The organism is Metabacillus niabensis, assembly GCF_020524345.1.
In the GTDB taxonomy this organism is placed as follows: domain Bacteria; phylum Bacillota; class Bacilli; order Bacillales; family Bacillaceae; genus Metabacillus; species Metabacillus niabensis_B.
In genome coordinates this window covers 23,438-42,024 of record NZ_JAIVLH010000014.1, presented here as the reverse complement: position 1 = coordinate 42,024, position 18,587 = coordinate 23,438, and the positions used below count along the sequence as shown (strand labels likewise).

At 36.2% G+C, this 18,587-nt stretch carries 17 protein-coding genes; 8 read left to right on the top strand and 9 right to left on the bottom strand.

Annotated elements, in window-relative coordinates; genetic code table 11:
* Nucleotides 1-3: 3 nt before the first annotated feature.
* From LC095_RS15835 to LC095_RS15825, 3 genes are read left to right on the top strand one after another with little or no spacing between them, the layout of a single operon-like run.
* Complete coding sequence (locus LC095_RS15835; protein ID WP_226529073.1) at nt 4-597, top strand: TetR/AcrR family transcriptional regulator; 594 nt, start codon at nt 4-6, stop codon at nt 595-597.
* Nucleotides 590-934 (top strand): DMT family transporter, encoded by a 345-nt coding sequence (locus LC095_RS15830; protein WP_226529072.1) that lies wholly within the window; start codon nt 590-592, stop codon nt 932-934. Before LC095_RS15835 ends, LC095_RS15830 begins: the two co-directional genes overlap by 8 nt.
* A 1-nt stretch (nt 935) precedes the next feature.
* Nucleotides 936-1,253: a DMT family transporter gene (locus LC095_RS15825; RefSeq protein WP_226529071.1), complete on the top strand. Its 318-nt coding sequence runs from the start codon at nt 936-938 to the stop codon at nt 1,251-1,253.
* 60 nt (nt 1,254-1,313) lie between these two features.
* On the opposite strand, the gene LC095_RS15820 is transcribed toward LC095_RS15825, so the two are convergent.
* Nucleotides 1,314-2,105: a DUF2935 domain-containing protein gene (locus tag LC095_RS15820; protein ID WP_226529070.1), complete on the bottom strand. Its 792-nt coding sequence runs from the start codon at nt 2,103-2,105 to the stop codon at nt 1,314-1,316.
* A gap of 145 nt (nt 2,106-2,250) precedes the next feature.
* On the opposite strand from LC095_RS15820, the gene LC095_RS15815 reads away from it, so the two are divergent.
* Nucleotides 2,251-3,075, top strand: a complete 825-nt coding sequence (locus LC095_RS15815) for a manganese catalase family protein (protein WP_226529069.1) — start codon at nt 2,251-2,253, stop codon at nt 3,073-3,075.
* Nucleotides 3,076-3,121: 46 nt separating this feature from the next.
* On the opposite strand, the gene LC095_RS15810 is transcribed toward LC095_RS15815, so the two are convergent.
* From LC095_RS15810 to LC095_RS15800, 3 genes are all read right to left on the bottom strand, one after another.
* Entirely contained in the window at nt 3,122-3,562 is a 441-nt protein-coding gene (locus LC095_RS15810; RefSeq protein ID WP_226529068.1) for a GNAT family N-acetyltransferase, read from the bottom strand.
* A gap of 24 nt (nt 3,563-3,586) precedes the next feature.
* Nucleotides 3,587-5,047 carry a PAS domain S-box protein gene (locus LC095_RS15805; protein WP_226529067.1) on the bottom strand — a complete coding sequence of 487 codons (1,461 nt, stop codon included), beginning with the start codon at nt 5,045-5,047 and terminating at the stop codon, nt 3,587-3,589.
* A 250-nt stretch (nt 5,048-5,297) separates the two neighbouring features.
* Nucleotides 5,298-6,530, bottom strand: coding sequence for a S1C family serine protease (locus LC095_RS15800; protein ID WP_226529066.1), 1,233 nt, complete (start codon nt 6,528-6,530; stop codon nt 5,298-5,300).
* A 287-nt stretch (nt 6,531-6,817) separates the two neighbouring features.
* On the opposite strand from LC095_RS15800, the gene LC095_RS15795 reads away from it, so the two are divergent.
* Nucleotides 6,818-7,492 (top strand): response regulator transcription factor, encoded by a 675-nt coding sequence (locus LC095_RS15795; RefSeq protein ID WP_226529065.1) that lies wholly within the window; start codon nt 6,818-6,820, stop codon nt 7,490-7,492.
* Nucleotides 7,489-8,823, top strand: coding sequence for a sensor histidine kinase (locus LC095_RS15790; RefSeq protein WP_226529064.1), 1,335 nt, complete (start codon nt 7,489-7,491; stop codon nt 8,821-8,823). Before LC095_RS15795 ends, LC095_RS15790 begins: the two co-directional genes overlap by 4 nt.
* Before the next feature lie 28 nt (nt 8,824-8,851).
* Here LC095_RS15790 and fumC read toward each other — a convergent pair whose 3' ends face one another.
* The 5 genes from fumC to LC095_RS15765 all read right to left on the bottom strand — a co-directional run bounded on the left by fumC (nt 8,852) and on the right by LC095_RS15765 (nt 16,061).
* A complete protein-coding gene (gene fumC / locus LC095_RS15785) occupies nt 8,852-10,237 on the bottom strand; it encodes a class II fumarate hydratase (protein WP_226529063.1) in 1,386 nt (461 codons plus the stop codon).
* Between the two features lie 306 nt (nt 10,238-10,543).
* Nucleotides 10,544-11,050 carry a hypothetical protein gene (locus LC095_RS15780; RefSeq protein ID WP_226529062.1) on the bottom strand — a complete coding sequence of 169 codons (507 nt, stop codon included), beginning with the start codon at nt 11,048-11,050 and terminating at the stop codon, nt 10,544-10,546.
* 168 nt (nt 11,051-11,218) lie between these two features.
* Nucleotides 11,219-12,547 carry an FAD-dependent oxidoreductase gene (locus LC095_RS15775; protein ID WP_226529061.1) on the bottom strand — a complete coding sequence of 443 codons (1,329 nt, stop codon included), beginning with the start codon at nt 12,545-12,547 and terminating at the stop codon, nt 11,219-11,221.
* A 187-nt stretch (nt 12,548-12,734) separates the two neighbouring features.
* Nucleotides 12,735-14,633, bottom strand: a complete 1,899-nt coding sequence (locus LC095_RS15770) for an endonuclease MutS2 (RefSeq protein WP_226529060.1) — start codon at nt 14,631-14,633, stop codon at nt 12,735-12,737.
* Nucleotides 14,634-15,278: 645 nt separating this feature from the next.
* The gene (locus tag LC095_RS15765) at nt 15,279-16,061 is read right to left on the bottom strand and encodes a GNAT family N-acetyltransferase (protein ID WP_226529059.1); all 783 of its coding nucleotides are present in this window, start codon (nt 16,059-16,061) and stop codon (nt 15,279-15,281) included.
* Between the two features lie 180 nt (nt 16,062-16,241).
* Here LC095_RS15765 and LC095_RS15760 point away from each other — a divergent pair, with 180 nt between their 5' ends.
* Nucleotides 16,242-16,916 (top strand): response regulator transcription factor, encoded by a 675-nt coding sequence (locus LC095_RS15760; protein ID WP_226529058.1) that lies wholly within the window; start codon nt 16,242-16,244, stop codon nt 16,914-16,916.
* On the top strand, nt 16,906-18,267 hold the full coding sequence (locus LC095_RS15755; protein ID WP_226529057.1) for a sensor histidine kinase: 1,362 nt from the start codon (nt 16,906-16,908) through the stop codon (nt 18,265-18,267). The genes LC095_RS15760 and LC095_RS15755 overlap by 11 nt, the downstream gene beginning before the upstream one ends.
* Nucleotides 18,268-18,587: the final 320 nt, after the last annotated feature.

Here is an 18,587-nt window from a genome sequence, read left to right as displayed (position 1 = left end):
AACATGTCTGCTTCAAAAATTAAAAAGGCTGCTTTAATTCAATTTGCACAAAATGGGTATGATGGTACTTCTCTAGCAACTATTGCCAAAGATGTCGGAATAAAAAAACAATCCATCTATGCACATTTTGCTGGTAAAGACGAATTATATTTAACGATACTTGAAGAAGTAATCATAGATGAAAAACAATATTTACAAGATTATTTTGCAAGTTATCACACATTATCATTGTATGACAAGCTTTTTCAGTTTTTATCTGACTATGGCAAACGCTATGAGACACATCCATCCACCATGTTTTTGTTGCGAAACGCTTTTCTTCCTCCTTCCCATTTGTATGAGCAAATGATGGAGAAGGTGTATCAATATTTAGATGGTATTGAGCATCTTTTGCTTCAGTATTTAGAGTCGCAACGAACGGCTTTTCAAGTATCGGCGGAAGAAGTAGCCATTTCCTATATCGCTCTTATTGATTCACTTCAAATTGAGCTTCTTTATAGTGGAAGAGATCGATTTCAAAGAAGACTTCTTGCTTCCTGGAACATTTTTTGGAGAGGAATTACGGTTCAAAAGGAGGAAGAACACAAAAATGAATAAATATTGGCTTCTTGTCTATATATCAACATTTTTTGAGGTTAGTTGGGTAACAGGGTTAAAGCATGCAACAACTGGCTTGGAGTGGGCTGGTACCGTCATATGTATTTTCGTTAGTTTTTATTTATTAATTACTGCAACTAAAAAACTTCCGATTAGTACTGTATATGCAGTGTTTACAGGGTTAGGAGCTGCTGGTACTGTCATTGTCGAGCTTGTCCTCTTTTCAAATGAGGTAAACTGGTTAAAGCTTATTTTATGTGCTGTCCTTATAACAGGAGTTGTCGGCCTGAAAATGGTAACTACTGAACCTGGTCAGCCTGTGAAAGGAGAGAACTAAGATGGATTGGTTTTTCTTAATTTTAGCCGGTCTATGTGAAGTAGCAGGTGTTGCTGCAATTGCCCGTTTCAATGAAAAAAAGAATCTATTAAATGGACTATTTCTAATCTTAGGGTTTGGTACAAGCTTTTTGTTGTTAACGTTTGCGTTAGAAACGATTTCAATGGGAACCGCTTATGCTGTTTGGACTGGAATCGGAACAGCTGGTAGTGCACTGTTTGGTATTTTATTTTTACAAGAACCTGCAGAATGGAAACGCGTTTTGTTTATTGCTTTGATCATATCCGCGACTGTTGGGTTAAAGTTTTTGCCATCTTAAATTTTGTTTAAGAATTCAAGAGTAGGAAGACAGCTTTTAAACAACTGTCCTCCTACTCTTCTATATTCTAGGTTTTGTTGGATCACAAGATGGCATTTTAGTTTGAGCAGATTCTGCCACCTTCATTAAGTAATAACATTCCTCTCTCATCATATGATCTGCCATCAAAGGTGAAAACGTGCTGAGCATTTCCTTATTCAGCTCCATTTCTTCAACTTCGGCCAAGAATCCTCTAAACAACTCAATTTCAAGCTGAACTTCTTTGTTCATTCTTGTTAACGCAGGAAATGAATCGATATTAGTTCGTAAGTAACCCGATAACTCGACTGCTTTTATATAAAACTCTTCAAATTCTTTTATATATTTATCACTTTTCCGTTTTAATTTTTTTTCAGTTGCATCTAATTCATCGGAAATAGCCCCTGCATGACCTGCTGCATCTAATAACCACAATAAATGATGGTGAAGCTCGTGAAAGATCGGTGGTGCTTCCTTTCTTTTTAAATAAGAGAGAACAAGTAAATATTCTTCGAGCTCATTCACCATATGATTAATAAAAGTAGGTGTTAGATGAATCTTTATTTCCCCTGAAATATGTCTTTTTATGATTGAAAGCTTAAACTCACGAAACTCTTTAGCATATTCCTCAGCTTCTAATGTTAAGGCTGTTAGATTAGATTGTTCTCTTGATTTTTTTAATAAAGTATCAAATATTTCTCTAAATCTCTTTGCTTTTTCAATATCCTGTGTTTCCATGACAACCAATGATTCTAGAATAAATCTTGCATGGTCACCGAGTACCTGTAGCCAAAATTGATGTTCAAAAGCTGCAGCTTCCTCAAAAGTTTTCATTTTCTTCCTCCTCTCAACAATCTTCATTTATATGTATGTTTGTTGAGCTAGGATTAGTAAAAGGAGAATGAGTGAGGAATAGGACAATTTCATCAAGGAATATATATATCCATGTTCACACAATACAAGCAAGGAGGGTTTCTTCATGTTTTTTCACATCAAGGAACTTCAATATAACGCGAAACCCGATCGTCCGGATGCTGTTTATGCCAAAAAGCTTCAGGAAATCTTAGGTGGTCAATTTGGTGAAATATCAGTTGCCTTACAATACTTATTTCAAGGCTGGGCAACAAGATGTCCAGGAAAGTACAAGGATATGTTATTAGATATAGGAACAGAGGAACTTGCACATATAGAAATGCTGGCAACGATGATTGGCAGATTACTTGATAACGCACCTCTAAAAGATCAAGAAGAGGCTGCCAAAAATCCTGTCATTGAGTCAGTTCTGGGTGGTATGAATCCACAGCATGCTATTGTTTCAGGACTCGGTGCACTCCCTGTAAATAGTACCGGTGTGCCATGGATGGGAAGTTATATTATTGCAAGTGGTAATTTATTGGCTGACTTTAGGGCAAATTTAAATGCTGAGTCACAAGGTCGATTACAAGCTGTTCGTTTATATGAAGCAACAGATGACCGCGGAGTTAAAGATATGCTGTCATTCTTAATCGCAAGAGATCGTATGCATCAAAATCAATGGTTAGCAGCTATTGCAGAGCTTGAAGCCAAGGAAGGGCGAACCGTACCAAGTACATTCCCAATACATTTGGAAGCACAGGCATTTTCATATAAATTTATGAATTTATCGAGAGGTGAAGAAAGTGCACAGGGCCGTTGGGCAAGTGGACCAAGTATGGATGGGCAAGGTGTATTTGAATATGTCCAACACCCACAACCACACGCACCAAAACCAGTCCCACGACCAGCGCCGCCAGTGTACCATGATACACCACCAAGTAGTTGTTAAGACCAGAAAAGGTCCTCACATCATCAATATGAGGACCTCCATTTACTTAATGAAAAATATGTTTTTCCCAATATATCATATGTTCGTCCTGTTCCACTTTAGTCATGAACAGTTTTTCTAATACACGTATAGATGCCTCGTTTGTTTTTAAGCATTCCGCCACGATTTTATTTACTTTACCTGTTTGAAAAGCCCAGTTTACTAATGCTTCAACTGCCTCGGTAGCATACCCTTTGTTTTGTTCGTCATGAGTAATTCCGTATCCAACCTCTACAACACCATCAACAGGCTTTCCTTTAAAACCTATATCCCCAATTAATTGTTGATCCGTTTGAGAGAATACAAGCCACACTCCCCACCCAAAAAGATCTTGATCAGATTCGAGTTCTTCCAAATAGAGTTGGATATGAGGCTTTACTTCCTCGTCGCTTTCATATAAATCTCTTGTACAAGGTTTGATATTTAATCGTTTCGTCTTAATCTCCATAGATTCTCCTCACTCTTTTACTATTCATTCACAAGACTTGGTCATTGGAAGGTGAATCGAGATAGTTGATCCATTTGAATTACTATCAATACTAATAGATCCATTATGATGTTTCACAATTTCAAAACTAACCAATACTCCGAGACCTGTACCATTTTCTTTTGTTGTAAAAAAAGGTTCGCCTATTTTACCAAGGATCTCTTTCGGTATTCCCGGTCCTTGATCTTGAATGTTTATCACAACAAAATAATCATCGTGTTGGTCAATAGTTAGTGTAATCGTCCCTTCATTTTCCATTGCTTCTATTGCATTTTTTATAAAATTAATAAACACCTGTTTGAGTTTATTTTCATCGCATAATACAAATAAAGGGTCTGAATGGAACTTAGTTGTTATATGGATATTATGTAAAATTGCTTGAGATTTGGTAAGGGCAACAACATGTTTTAAAATACTTTGAATTTCTATATGACGATACCGTTCTAATTGTGGCTTGGCCAATGCCAATAGTTCACTCAGGATAAGTTCCATGCGATTAATTTCAGCAGAAATCACTGAAAAAAATTCTTGATTATAGTTTTTTCCGCTATCCATTAACTGCAAAAATCCTTTTATTGCTGTTATCGGATTACGAATTTCATGAGCAATACCCGCTGCCAATTGTCCGGCAACTGTTAATTTTTCCGAGTTAATCATCATTTCGTGTGCCAGTTTTCTTTCTGTAATATCTCTAATAATGAAATAAACTGCTTGCTCCTCTAAGAATATTGTAGGAATAGTCTTAACCTCAACATCTATTTCTTCATTGTTCAGTTGTACCATTTTTACTTCGTGTAAATCTGATGCCTTCCCTTTTTCAGCCATACTTAAATTTTTGATAAGCCTGCTTGAATATTCCCGGAAAAATCCGCTTACATCTTTTCCTAAAATATCTTTAACATCATTTCCACCGAGTAACTCCGAAGCTTTTTTGTTAGCAAAAACAACTCGTTGCTCCTGGACTATGATCACTCCATCAGGAGAATGCTCTATTAGACTGCGATGGAGCTGTTCACTTTCCTTTAGCTTCTTTTTTTGTTCATTCGAATTAGTGATATTCTTTGCTATTCCATATACACCGATAATCTCATTATCCACAATGACAGGAGAATTTGTCACTTCCAAATCCACTTTGTTGTTATTCTTTGATAGAATCGTACATTCGTATTTTTGAATAGCTCCTGTTATCGAGTACTGGAACTTTGTATCTACATCATCAAGATGCTTATTAATGATAAGCTCTTTATAAGAGAAACGAATTAATTCATCCTGAGTATATCCCGATATCTTTTCACATGCTTTATTTGCTTTTACATAATTCCCTTCTAGATCCATAGCATAATAAGCTTCGGACTTTGACTCGTCAAACAGTTGTTTAATTAACACACTATCTCTTATAAAGATTTCCAGTTTCTCTCTCTTTTTCTCTATTTTTATGCTATTCATGGTGTTCCCCTTCCTAGTTTTCATAAGAATCTAGTTAAATAGATATGTATGCATGAACTAGTACCCATTTTTCATTTTACACTATCTAGTTTTCAAACTCTTCCCTTTTTTCATCATGATTCATTCACATGTTGAAAAAAGCGAAAAAGCTAACAATCAGGAAATGATCCGAAGGGGGATAGATCATTCCATCATGTCAGCTTTATTATATATAAAGAGTAATGGCTTTTCCTATTGCAAGATGTGAGTATTATGCGTTTGTTGCTTCACTAGTTGTTAGCTTGATCTTAACAGTAACTTTTTTACCTGCACGGTATAGCGTTACATCTATTTCATCACCTATTTCCGTCTCGGTATATAGAAACTTTCTTAGGTCACTTGCATTCGTAATGGCCTGATCATTCATAGAAACAATCACATCTTGTTGTTGTAATCCTGCCTCATCAGCCGGAGAGTTTGGTGAGACAGTTCCAACGACCACGCCTTCTTTTACATCCGATGGCAGATTCATTTGTTCTTGCAAATAATACTGAGGTATTTCACTCATTTCTACCAAACCTACTCCTAGAAATGGCCGTTGAATTTTACCATTATTCATTAACTCTTCAGCAATAGGTAGCACATCATTACTCGGAATAGCAAATCCTAAACCCTCGACACCACTTTCAGTAATCTTTAAGCTATTGATCCCAATAACCTGTCCGCTCATATTGATAAGAGGACCCCCGCTATTACCAGGGTTTATCGCTGCATCTGTTTGCAGAACATCCAGCGCCCAATTTCCTTCAGAAGTTGTGACATCAATAGTTCGATCAACTCCACTTATAATCCCTTGTGTGACAGTTCTTGTAAACTCTTCACCTAATGGATTTCCGATTGCAATTACATCTTCTCCTGTACGAAGCTCTGTAGAGTCACCCATTTCAGCGACGACTGTCACATGTTCAGCGTTTATTTTTAGAACAGCAATGTCTGTTAATGCATCTGTTCCTACTAATTCGGCTTCAACTTTATCTCCACTATAAAGTGTGACTTCGATTGACTGAGCTCCTTCTATAACATGGTTATTTGTAATAATATAACCTGCGTCTCCCTCTTTCTTAAAGATCACTCCTGAACCTGTTCCACTTTCAACACTTTCACCTGAAGAGTTTTGAAAGATGTCTCCAGTTTTTTGTGTTTGTAAATTTGTAATACCTACAATTGCCGGTGAAAGGCTGTCTACTATATCAGCAATCGAATTTGAGCCTGTTGATAGTGTTTGCGTATTAGCCGTAGAGGTTGAACTTTCATTTTGTGCAGCTGTTTCGACAGCTGGGTTATTTTCTGTGACACTTGATTGTTGATCGTTAGTAAGTGTCGTTACACCCAGTACAAGTGCTCCACCAACGACACCGCTAATGATGGAAGAAAGAACTGGTTTAAAGCTTCTTCGTGGTTTATTTTGTTCGCGTGTTATTTCAGTTTCATCATAATATCCCATGTTAACATCCTCCTGTTTTCTTTTTTAAATTTTATATTTAAGCACCTTGTGAACTTACAAATCCACCAATGACGATTAAAAGTAAGAGTAGAGAAATTCCTGTAAATATTATAGCTCTCATTGTTTTCAGATCTCCTTTTTGGAATCAACTTTATTTACTTGCTATTTGATTAGCTTAAGTATATGAAAAGAGTTTGGGATAATAATGAGAGAATTATGGGAAATTGTGAAAATAGTGAACGAGAAAGAGTGAAGATTGTATAATAGCGTTGAGAGGAAGTGAAACAATGAGTTACAACGTCTATCTAGTCGAAGATGAACAAAATTTAAATGAATTACTGACAATGTACTTAAAAAAAGAAAGTTGGTCTGTTACGTCGTGCCTGACAGGCTCTGAAGCCAGAAAATTAATAAACACTCCACCACAATTATGGATTTTAGATATCATGCTGCCTGATGTTGATGGTTATCAATTAATTAGAGAAATTAAGGCTGCTACACCTGATGTTCCTGTTATTTTTATTTCAGCAAGGGATGCAGATATTGACCGTGTTTTAGGGTTAGAGCTGGGAAGTGATGATTACATTTCAAAACCATTTCTTCCAAGAGAACTAGTGATTCGTGCTCAAAAACTGCTTTCAAGAACCTATGTAGAGGAAACAAGTACTCAAAGCCACTTAATACAACTCGATCCATATGAAATAGATGAACAAGTCCGTATCGTTTATTTTAATGGAGAAGAAGTTAATCTTACTTCAAAGGAATTTGATCTTCTTCAGCTTTTCCTTCATAACAAAGGGCAGGCTTTTTCCAGAGAACAAATATTAACAAATCTGTGGGGAGAAGATTACTTTGGAACAGATCGGGTCGTTGATGATTTGGTAAGGAGATTACGGAAAAAAATGCCGGAACTTAAATTAGAAACGATCTACGGCTTTGGATACAGGATGTTAAAGGGATGAGAAACAAACCGTTAACCTTTCAAATCTGGATTGTTTTCTCAGGCATTCTGCTTGTGATATCACTATTATTAGTTATATTATTTCCCACTACATTAAGAGGATTTTTCACAAAAGAAATTTATAAAACGATTGAAAATGAACAGCTTGTGGTAATGGAGTACGGAAATCTTGATAATACTCTTGGAATTGAAAAACAAAACGATCGTTCTGTTACCCACTTATTCCTTCCGATTCAACGATCTTTTTACTTTTATAAAAATGAAATTGACCTGCCAGTTGATTTTCTTAGACAAACACAAGAATTAGCAGCTAATCAAAAAACATCAGTTTATCAGTACGAGAAAAACTTAAAAAACCAAACACTGTTTTATGTTATACGCAAAATTTCTGTAAATGGGGAACCTAGCTACCTCCTTTCTTACTCTTGGGATTCCTATCGAAATGATCTTGTCTTTACTCTATATAAGAGATTAATGATTGTAATGGGGATCGTCTTTTTATTTAGCTGGATTCCCTCAATATGGTTAGCACGCTATTTATCAAAACCGATTGTGAAGCTTGAAAAACACGTAAAAAATATCGCTGATCAAGAATGGCATGAGCCTGTTGAAGTTGACCGCAAAGATGAAATTGGGAAGTTGGGACAAACCATTGAAAAAATGCGTCAGCATTTAGTGAGAAAGGATGAAGCACAGCAGACTCTGCTCCAAAATATCTCTCATGATTTAAAAACACCTGTCATGGTTATCAGAGGGTATGCAAGGTCTGTGAATGACGGAATCTTTCCAAAGGGTGATCTTTCAAGTACGATGGATGTCATTGAAGATGAGTCAGAAAAGCTTGAGAAGAAAATAAAGGATTTGCTTTATTTAACAAAGCTTGACTTTTTATCTACCAGGAAGCCAAGAAAAAGTGAATTTCGCATTGATACTCTTATTCGCGAAGAAGTTGAACGAATAAAGTGGGCAAAGCCAGAATTAAATTGGAAGCTCTCATTAGAAGAAGAGATGATTGTTGGTGATTCGGAACAATGGGAAAAGCTTTTGGAAAACCTTTTTGAAAATTCGTTAAGGTATGCAGATCAAGTCATTTCCATTTCAATAAAGAAAGATCACTCTAACCTCCGTTTATCAATATGGAACGATGGACCTCAGATTGATGACGATATGTTGGAACAGCTTTTTGAGCCTTTTCAAAAAGGGAAAAGAGGGGAATTTGGAATTGGACTTAGCATTGTAAAACGGATTGCGGATTTACATGATGCCAAGGTTTGGGCAGTTAATGAACGAAATGGCGCTGCATTTTATATAGAGATTCCTAACAGGAAATAGCCTGGCAAACTCATTGCCAGGCTATTTATTATTTAGGATAGGTCATTTCTTCCGGTTTTACATACTGCTCAAACTGCTCTGCTGTAAGTAATTGAAGCTTCAGAGCAGCTTCTTTTAAAGTTAACCCTTCTTTATGTGCGAGCTTTGCAATTTTCGCAGCATTTTCATAGCCAATATGAGGATTAAGGGCTGTTACAAGCATTAATGAATCTTTCACATACTTTTCAATGACTGATAGATTAGCTTCAATTCCTACAGCGCAATTGTCATGGAAAGAATTCATACCATCTGATAAAAGTTGAACTGACTGCAGAAAATTATAAATAATGACTGGCTTAAACACATTTAATTCAAAGTTTCCTTGACTTGCAGCAAAGCCAATTGTTGCGTCATTCCCCATCACTTGAACAGCAACCATTGTTAGGGCTTCACTTTGAGTTGGATTGACTTTACCCGGCATAATCGAGCTTCCCGGCTCATTTTCAGGTATCGTAATTTCACCAATTCCACATCGCGGTCCACTTGCAAGCCATCTTACATCATTTGCAATTTTCATTAAATTGGCAGCTAGTGCCTTCAATGCTCCGTGAGCATAAACGGTTTCATCATGGCTTGTTAGTGCATGGAATTTATTGCTTGACGAGTGAAATTCCTTTTTCGTGAATTTACTAATTTCTACGGCAACTCGATCACCAAACTCAGGATGTGCATTAATCCCGGTTCCAACGGCAGTCCCGCCAATTGCTAAGTTTTTCATATAGTGAAGAGCCTGCTCAATCATTTCCTTCGTTTGCGAAAGCATGTGAGTCCATCCACTGATTTCCTGACCCAAGGTTAATGGTGTAGCATCTTGTAAATGTGTTCGACCAATTTTCACCACATTATTAAATTGCTCTACTTTCTTATTTAACGTAGTAGATAGCTTTTCGATAGCCGGTATTAGTTTTGTTTCTACAGCTAACACACCTGCAATATGCATGGCTGTTGGAAACGTATCATTTGAGCTTTGGCTCATATTTACATCATCATTCGGATGGATGACTTCATCGCTCCCCGCTTCCTTTAAAAGCTCATTTCCCCTTCTTGCAATAACCTCATTTACATTCATATTACTTTGTGTACCGCTTCCTGTTTGCCATACAACAAGCGGAAAATGGTCATTTAATTTTCCCTCAATAATCTCACCACATGCCTTAACAATTGCAGCCGCTTTTGATGTATGTAACTTTCCTAGTGAATCATTAACAATCGCAGCACTTCGTTTTAAGATGGCAAAGCCGATAATCACCTCATTCGGCATTTTCTCTCCACCGATTTTAAAATTCTGCTTGCTTCGTTGTGTCTGTGCTCCCCAATACTTTTCAGCTGGTACTTGAATTTCACCCATTGTGTCTTTCTCTACACGATAATTCAACTTGCACACCTCCGGAATTGAATGATTTCACTTCTTTAGTGTATATTTTTTCCTTTCTTTTTAAAAGGGATGCGATTTGATGGTAGAAACAAGTGTAATAATTAAATGGAATAAGCGCTACCTAATGGAAGCGCCTTTCTTTCACAATGTTTAGATCATTTTTAGCAGTTTAAAAAAGATTGTGATTTAAGAATATAATTTTAACCTATAGTGAAATAGGGAGGACCACACAAGCAGCGAAGCCCATGAGATTCGGCTTGTGGATTCCTCCTACTAATTTTCGCGTCCGAAGAGTACTGGAATGAACTAATTTTTAACCTTAAAGATATCCGGGACACGGAACCTCCGTCCCCATCTGTTTCTATTTTCAAAAAGATATTGAAATCCATATAATAAAAATGCTTTGGAGAAGAAATAGAGGAAGAATTGAATATTATTAAAGCGAACTAATGTATAATATCGTATTTTTTCAGCTATGAATGTGTATGGAAATGCAAAAAAACCATGTACTAATGCATTGAGTAAAATAAACTTTTTAAAATTTCCGTATGCTACTTTCAGAGTCCACATTGAGATAAAAACAAAGGGACCTGTATTAAAAGGCAACTCATCAAATAAATAATTATTTGGCTTATTATAAAACACCCAGTACTTGCGCTTTTTCCCAATTCGTGCATGCAGTATTTCTATTATTCCAATTAGAAGTGTAGATGGAATGAATCTTTTTATATGACGGATTCCTAGAAGAGGTATTGATGACCATGATAACAGACCCATTAGAATATTAAGCACCCATTGATTTTTTACTGACATAGTAAAGAACCCCCGCTTTTTTTATTAGGATTCATTTTTAGTTTTAACAATATTCATGTTTCACACCTATTTTATCTAGTCATCTATTTTTTTATTTGCTGTGTATTTTATGATGACAATTAAAGCACTAAAAAAGCGTTGGAATACCAACGCTTCTTTTCACCTTTACTAAATAGTTTGTAACCCTGCCTGATTTAAGAAATTCCATGGCTTATTGTAATGTGGCTGGAAGAAGAAATCTACAAACCCAAGCTCATCCATTGTCATCTTATTTTGTATACATACAGACAGTGTATTAATAGATTGGGTAACGTCGACCTTAGACATGACTTGAGCGCCGACAATTCGTTTTGTGCTTTCTTCATAGACTACTTTTAAATTGATATCATCAAAAGTCGGCATGAATTCAGGTCGGTCATGCTCCAAGATTGTGATACTTTTCACATTCATACCCATACGAAGTGCTGAAGTTTCTGTTAATCCAGTTGTCGCAATATTTTGGTCATAGATTTTTATACCAGATGTACCTTGTGTTCCCATATAGCGAATGGTAGGTTTAACTAAGTTTTTCGCTACTAATGTGCCCATTCTTACCGCATTTGTTGCTAGTGGAATGTAGGCATACTCACCGGTTGGATTGTAGCGAATAGCACAGCTGTCACCTGCAGCAAATACATCCTTGTTACTTGTTCTCATATAATCATCGACTATAATTGCCCCATTATTAAGCATCTCAATTTGACCTTTTACTAATAGAGTATTCGGTTGAAAACCAATGCAAAGGATAACGAGTTCTGCCTCATACGTTCCTTTCGTTGTTTCCACACCACTTACATGACCATTCTGCCCTACAAAACGAGTGACTGTTTCTCCTAAAGCCAATTTTACGTCTCTAGCTTGAAAATCTTGTTCAATCACATCAGTAAATGCTTGATCTAAATACTTGCTCAATATTCTTTCTTCTCCATCAATAAGTGTCACATTCTTACCGCTCATTTCAAATGCTTCTACTAATTCAATCCCTATATAGCCTGCTCCAACAACAACGATATTTTGTACATCTTTTGCTTTTTCAATAATTGTATTAGCATGATGGAAGTTTTTACATAGTAGTACATTTTCCATTTCAATGCCCTCAATTTTGGGGATAACCGGCCAAGAGCCTGTTGTTAAAACAAGTTTATCAAATGTATCATGTACAATTGAATTTGTTGTTAAATTTTTTGCCGTAATCGTTTTTTCATCAATATTAATATCATTTACTTCATGTTCCATTCGCATGTTAACACCAAGATTTATTAATTCTTGAGGAGTACAATAAAATAAACCATTTGGATCCTCCACAACTCCACTTACATGTAAAGCAATGCCGCAAGATAAAAAGGATATATTATCATTTTTTTCGTACACCGTGATTTCTGCCTCCGGATATAGTTTTATCATATTTGAAACAGCAGCAGTTCCTGCATGTGTACATCCAATAACAGCAATTTTCATTTAAATTCCTCCTAAGAATATATTGTGAAGTCCTTCACATAAAATTGTGAAATACTTCACATTCCCTTGATGACTTTATTATAATCCACCCTTTTTAAAAATACAATACTTTTTGTGAAGTTTTTCACAATGTATGAAAAAAGATGTGTGAGCCCCTCATGATAGCAGCTCACACCTACTGATTTTTCTATTTTTCTTCGTCCATAAATTCAATGACCACACCATCTACATGCTTGCGATTCATTAACTTTTTCTTTTTCCGTACATCTTTTGCATCAAAAACCTGATCCATGTCATATTGATCGGGATATAATTCTTCTGCCTTGATAAAAGGTTGCACTCGTTTATGATTGATTGTCACTTTTTCTCCTTTTACAACCAGCTTCAGTTCTCCCATAGCATTCATTGTTTTTTCAACTATTCCTTTTGTTTGAAGGTGTGGAATCCAAACTGAGTCTCCTATTTGGTAGGATTGAATTTGTTGTTTTTCTTTATGTGCAACCTTTTCATGTAATCTTTCTCTTTCTTTTGTAGTAGGAATAATCGTTAAATCTTCAATAGATTGGCGGCTGGATATTTCCTTTGCTCTTTGGATAATACCCATTGGCATACCTAATTTTTGAGCAATAGAGAACGCTTGACTGTCCCCTCCTTTTCCAACAATTAATTGATATAAAGGTTGCAGGGTTTCAATATCAAACCCCATAGATCCGTTTTGGAAACCAGCTGCCTTTTCAGCAAAGTCTTTTATTTCACTATAATGTGTTGTTGCAACAAGCATCGCCCCTGAATGATAAAGTGCTTCAAGGATTGAAATCGCTAATCCCATTCCTTCTCTCGGATCTGTCCCTGAACCAATTTCATCAAGAATAACAAGTGTGTCTTTGCGTGACTTATTTAAAATCTCGATGACATTGGTAATATGTGATGAAAATGTGCTTAAGGAATGCTCAATGCTTTGCTGATCACCAATGTCTACATAAATATCTTTTACGATACTAAAGTTGCTGTTAGGATCTGCCGGAATATGCAGTCCTGATTGAACCATCATCGCAAGTATTCCTATCGTTTTAATCGTGACAGTTTTACCACCTGTATTAGGCCCGGTTATAACTAAGGCCATGTAATCTTTCCCTAATGTCACTGACAGCGGAACAGCGTTTACTCCAAGTAATGGGTGCCTGGCATTCAGAATGTTAAATCCTTCACCTGGCAGAATGTTTACCTCGTGTCCGTTCATATATTTACTCAGCTTAGCCTTCGCAAATATGAAGTCATATGAAACCATTCCTTCAATATTAATCAACAATTCCTGTTTATAAGCTGCAGTCATATCTGTTAATTGACCTATAATCTTTTGAATTTCTATTTCTTCTTCTACTTTTAAATACGTGAGCTCGTCTTGTAACTTATTTAAATCATGAGGTTCCATAAAAACGGTTTGCCCACTTGAGGATTGATCAACAATCACTCCTGAAAATTTCCGTTTATATTCGCTTTTAACTGGTACAACATAACGTCCATTACGAATGCTGATCACTTGCTCCTGAAGGAAAGAAGAAGAACCCTTCATGATTTGTGCAAGTTTTGATTTAATTTTTTCCTCAATAGCTACAAGTTTGCTTCTAATTTTCGTTAATGCTCTGCTTGCATAATCATCGACTTGATTATTCCGAATGCACCTTGCTATTTCTTCTGCAAGATCGGTTAGTTCATAAAGAGAATATGCATAAGAACTCACTGTAGGAGCATGATATTCTTGTTTCATCATGAACCGCTTTATTTTCTTTACACTGTCTAGGAAAGCTCCTAAAAACTCAAATTGATCAGGAGTAGGCAAGTAGCCTTTATCGACTAGTGTAACAATTTGCTCTACTCCATGTAACGAGTGAACAGGGATACTGGAAGATTTCTCAATGATGTTACATGCCTCAGTTGTTTCATTTAGCCATCTTTTGATTTTTCTTTCCTCATCCATTGGCAAAAGATCTAATGCTCTTTGTTTTGCAGCATCACTCATAGCGTAATCACTTAGTAATGCTAATACTTTATCAAATTCTAGACTTTCAATTGTTTTCTTGTTCAATGGTTGAACCTCCTGTGGTTTTGATAAAAGGCTATTTTCGCAAACTTTGTTGCATTGTAATTAGTGTTAGGCATGGTTGAATTCCACTCCAGGATGCTCATCTTAAGTGGGGCCGGCGGTGAGCATTTTCGACGCGCAGCGTCTGCGGGTTCTCACCTGTCCCGCAACTCCCACAGGAGTCTCGCACCTTCTGTTCCAATCAACCTAAAAACAGTTTTTTCAAAGAACCCGGTTTATAGAAAATAGCCATAAAAAAGAGGTGCTGAACAATGGTTGTTCAGCACCTCTTTAGATCATGATTGCATAGGCTAGTTGTGCACAAAGAGACAAATCCCCCCTTTTACAGGTCATTTGTTTTCATTGTGTAGATAAAAAAAATCCGTACTTAAACAAGCACGGATTTTTTCACGGGCACTATGCAAGAAGATCGCAAATTGTGTACGATAACCGTTTTTGTTCTTAACCGTCCACATGTACATGCGTAAATAAACCTTCGATAAGGAAAAGTTTTTTTGCATATTCATGTAGATGAAGTATTTACTTCGTTAGTTAAGAACAGAAACCCTCACAAAACACATCTCCTAAACTGTAATTACCTTTAAAATACCAGAGTCTTGAATACAATGTCAAGATGGAACTGAAGTGTTAAAGCCCATTTCGAACATCCATTACACTTTTCCCTCCAAGAAACGCATGACCTGTCTTCACATTTAAAACAGTATCAAATCCCGACTTTTGGTATACCCTCTCCACTTGTTCATTAATTGGCAACACCCATAAGCGTTCAACTTCCTTTTTCAGCATATCCTTTTGGATATAATGGATAAGATGACCGATTAATCCTTTCCCTCTATATCCCTTAATTGTTGCTACACTTTCTAACCTTGCATCTTGTTCATAAAAAAATATACAAGCGGTAGAGCAAGGAATTCCATTATATTTTAATAAATAATGGATATAACAATCTTGCGAAAATTCTTCTTTAAAGGCCTGTTCACGAATCGAACCGCCAAGCTCCGGAATTTGACACTCTATATGAATTGCATCTTGCATATTTTCAGATGTTACCTTTTCAATCGTTATAAGCGAATTGGGTTCTATCTCTATTTCCCTTCTCCATAATTGAACAGGACTATCAAATTCTTCAAATCCAAAACCTTTATTCTTTAACATTTCAATAAACTCAGCTTGTCCTTCGTAGTTTGAAAGATAAAAACGCGGAATAAGATTTTTCTCTTGATAAAATGCAATCACTTCATTAATGATCTCTTCAAAATGACCATTGTATGTAGAGATGTGTGCATGATTTGCATCATAGTAATTTGGTTGATTTTCATTATAAAAAAGATATCCCCAACTTCTTTCTATTTTTGTAGCAAAGGATGAAACATAGGCAATATCTAAAGCTTCAATATAGTTCTCAATCATGATCGTTTTCCCCGCGTTCATTAAAAATTTTCCCTATCCCCATCATACAAGGTTCCTGCATTGGAATCTACTGAATATAGGATCTTATTTTGACAGGCACCTCATTTGGATTTTCTCTATTTTTTCACTTACACATGGTAAAATACGATAAAATACGTGTATGAAAGGAAGTTTCCCCCCGTGAATATCTTATTAGCTGAAGATGATATAAAGCTTGGTGAGCTTATCTCATATATGCTGAAAAAAAAGGCAAAATATCATGTAGACTGGGTACAAACCGGTGAAGATGCTTATGAATATGCGATTGTATCTCATTATGATGTGATTATTATGGATTGGATGATGCCTGATGGAGACGGAATCCAAACTTGTAAAAAATTACGAAGCGAACGCTATGGCGGGGCAATCTTAATGCTGACGGCTAAGGATGCAATTGAAGACAGGGTTATTGGACTTGATTCCGGTGCAGATGATTATCTAGTAAAGCCATTTGAAATTGATGAACTTTTAGCACGATTAAGAGCACTGGGACGACGAAATTTTTCTCCTATTCGTGAAGATATTCTTAAAATAGAGGACATAACCATTAACTGTACAAGTCAAACCATTGAAAAGGATCATCAACATATCCAATTAACCCCAAGAGAATATCAACTACTTGATTTACTTGTACAAAATAAGGGTCAGGTACTGACAAGGGACATTATTTATGATCGAATCTGGGGAACGGAAACCGATGTGTCTTATAAAACAATTGATGCTACAGTAAAGCTTCTTCGCAAAAAGCTGGCGATTTTCGATAAAGAGAATTGGCTTCACAGCATTAGGGGAGTGGGTTACAAACTTGAAACGTAAAAAGAAATCAGATCTTTTTATAAAAACACAACACACTTTAACAATTAAATACAGCTTATTGATTCTCCTGTTTTTATTTCTATTTATTATACTTCTTTATGCGATCGCTTATTTCTGGTTTACAGCTGCAGAGAAAAATGAACTAAGAGAAATGGCGTTAAACGAGGTAGAATCTGTTGAACAGCTTTTAGACAAGCCCAATGATCGCATGCGTGAGCCACAGTTTTTAACAGTGAACAGTAATCAATTATTTTATTACGTGTTCAACACTGAGGGTGAACTGGTCATACAAAATGAACAATTGTCGCTCTTTAAAAGTAATTTTTTAAATCTAGTTGATGATTGGACTCCGGATAGAGAACAAATTCAAACAGAAGATATAAAAATCAATCATGATGCTATTTCTAAACATAAAAAAGGAGATCAATTCTCCACCTACGTTCCTAAGAATGAAAAAATAAAGGTGATGATGATTGCAGAACCAATATATGAGAGAAATCAGATTATCGGCTATCTCTATTTAGGAAGGGATATTACAGATTTAGCAGAGCTCTTACAAGGACTTTTTATTATCCTACTTGTATTGATCGTTCTATTTTCATGTATTGCTTATTACTTCAGCTTTGTCATGTCAAAGCGTGCAATGGTTCCGATTCGCCATGCTTTTAAACGACAGCAGGACTTTGTCGCAGATGCATCACATGAACTAAGAACTCCTTTAAGTGTGATGCTGTCATCCATCGAAATTCTAGAGATGGAAAAAGACCAATTGAGCCATATGCCAGCAAGAATGGTTGATAACGTAAAAGAAGAAGTAAAGCGTATGACCGGGTTAGTTGGAGATTTGCTGACTCTCGCAAGGTCTGATACAGATGATCCAAAACAAATGAGTTTTGAAAGGTTTGACCTGCAATCTGTTGCAGAAAAGGCCATACTCTCGTTTGAACCACATGCATTAGAAAAGAACATACAGCTTAACCTGGATGTTCAGTCTTCTATTACTGTATTTGGTCAAAAAGAGCGATTAACCCAGCTGCTGTACATACTTCTTGATAATGCAATCAAGTACTCACCAGAAAATGGTTCTGTTAAATTACATGTATGGAAAGAAAAGGAAAATGTCTATATTTCTGTATCTGATACTGGAATTGGTATCGCTCAAAAAGACCTTCCATATATATTTGAACGATTTTACCGGGTGGATCGGGCGCGTACCCGACAAAATGGAGGACATGGTCTTGGACTTTCCATAGCAAAATGGATTGTGGATCTTCATGGAGGGCAAATCAATGTGGAAAGCAAATTAAATAAGGGGACTACATTTATTGTAAAACTCCCTCCGAAAGGATGACTTGTAGGGCAATCGGCTCTACAAGTTTTTTATTTAGCTGATTGTTCATTTATTTACGGTTTTTCAGATTTTCGATTCGTAGATTTTATTTTCGATTTTTAAAATATATCTTCGATTCGATAAAATCCGCCATGATTCACCACCCTTTCTCCTCTCCATCAACTTACCTATATATTTTTCGTTCTCCTCCTGTTTTTCACCATCTTTTCACCAAACTCTATTAAATTACTATTCATAGAAACGCAAATCACCAAGGAGGAGGTGAAGAAAATGAAGAAAAGTCCTTTATTTTGGATTATTGCTGCGATTTAAGGGCTTGT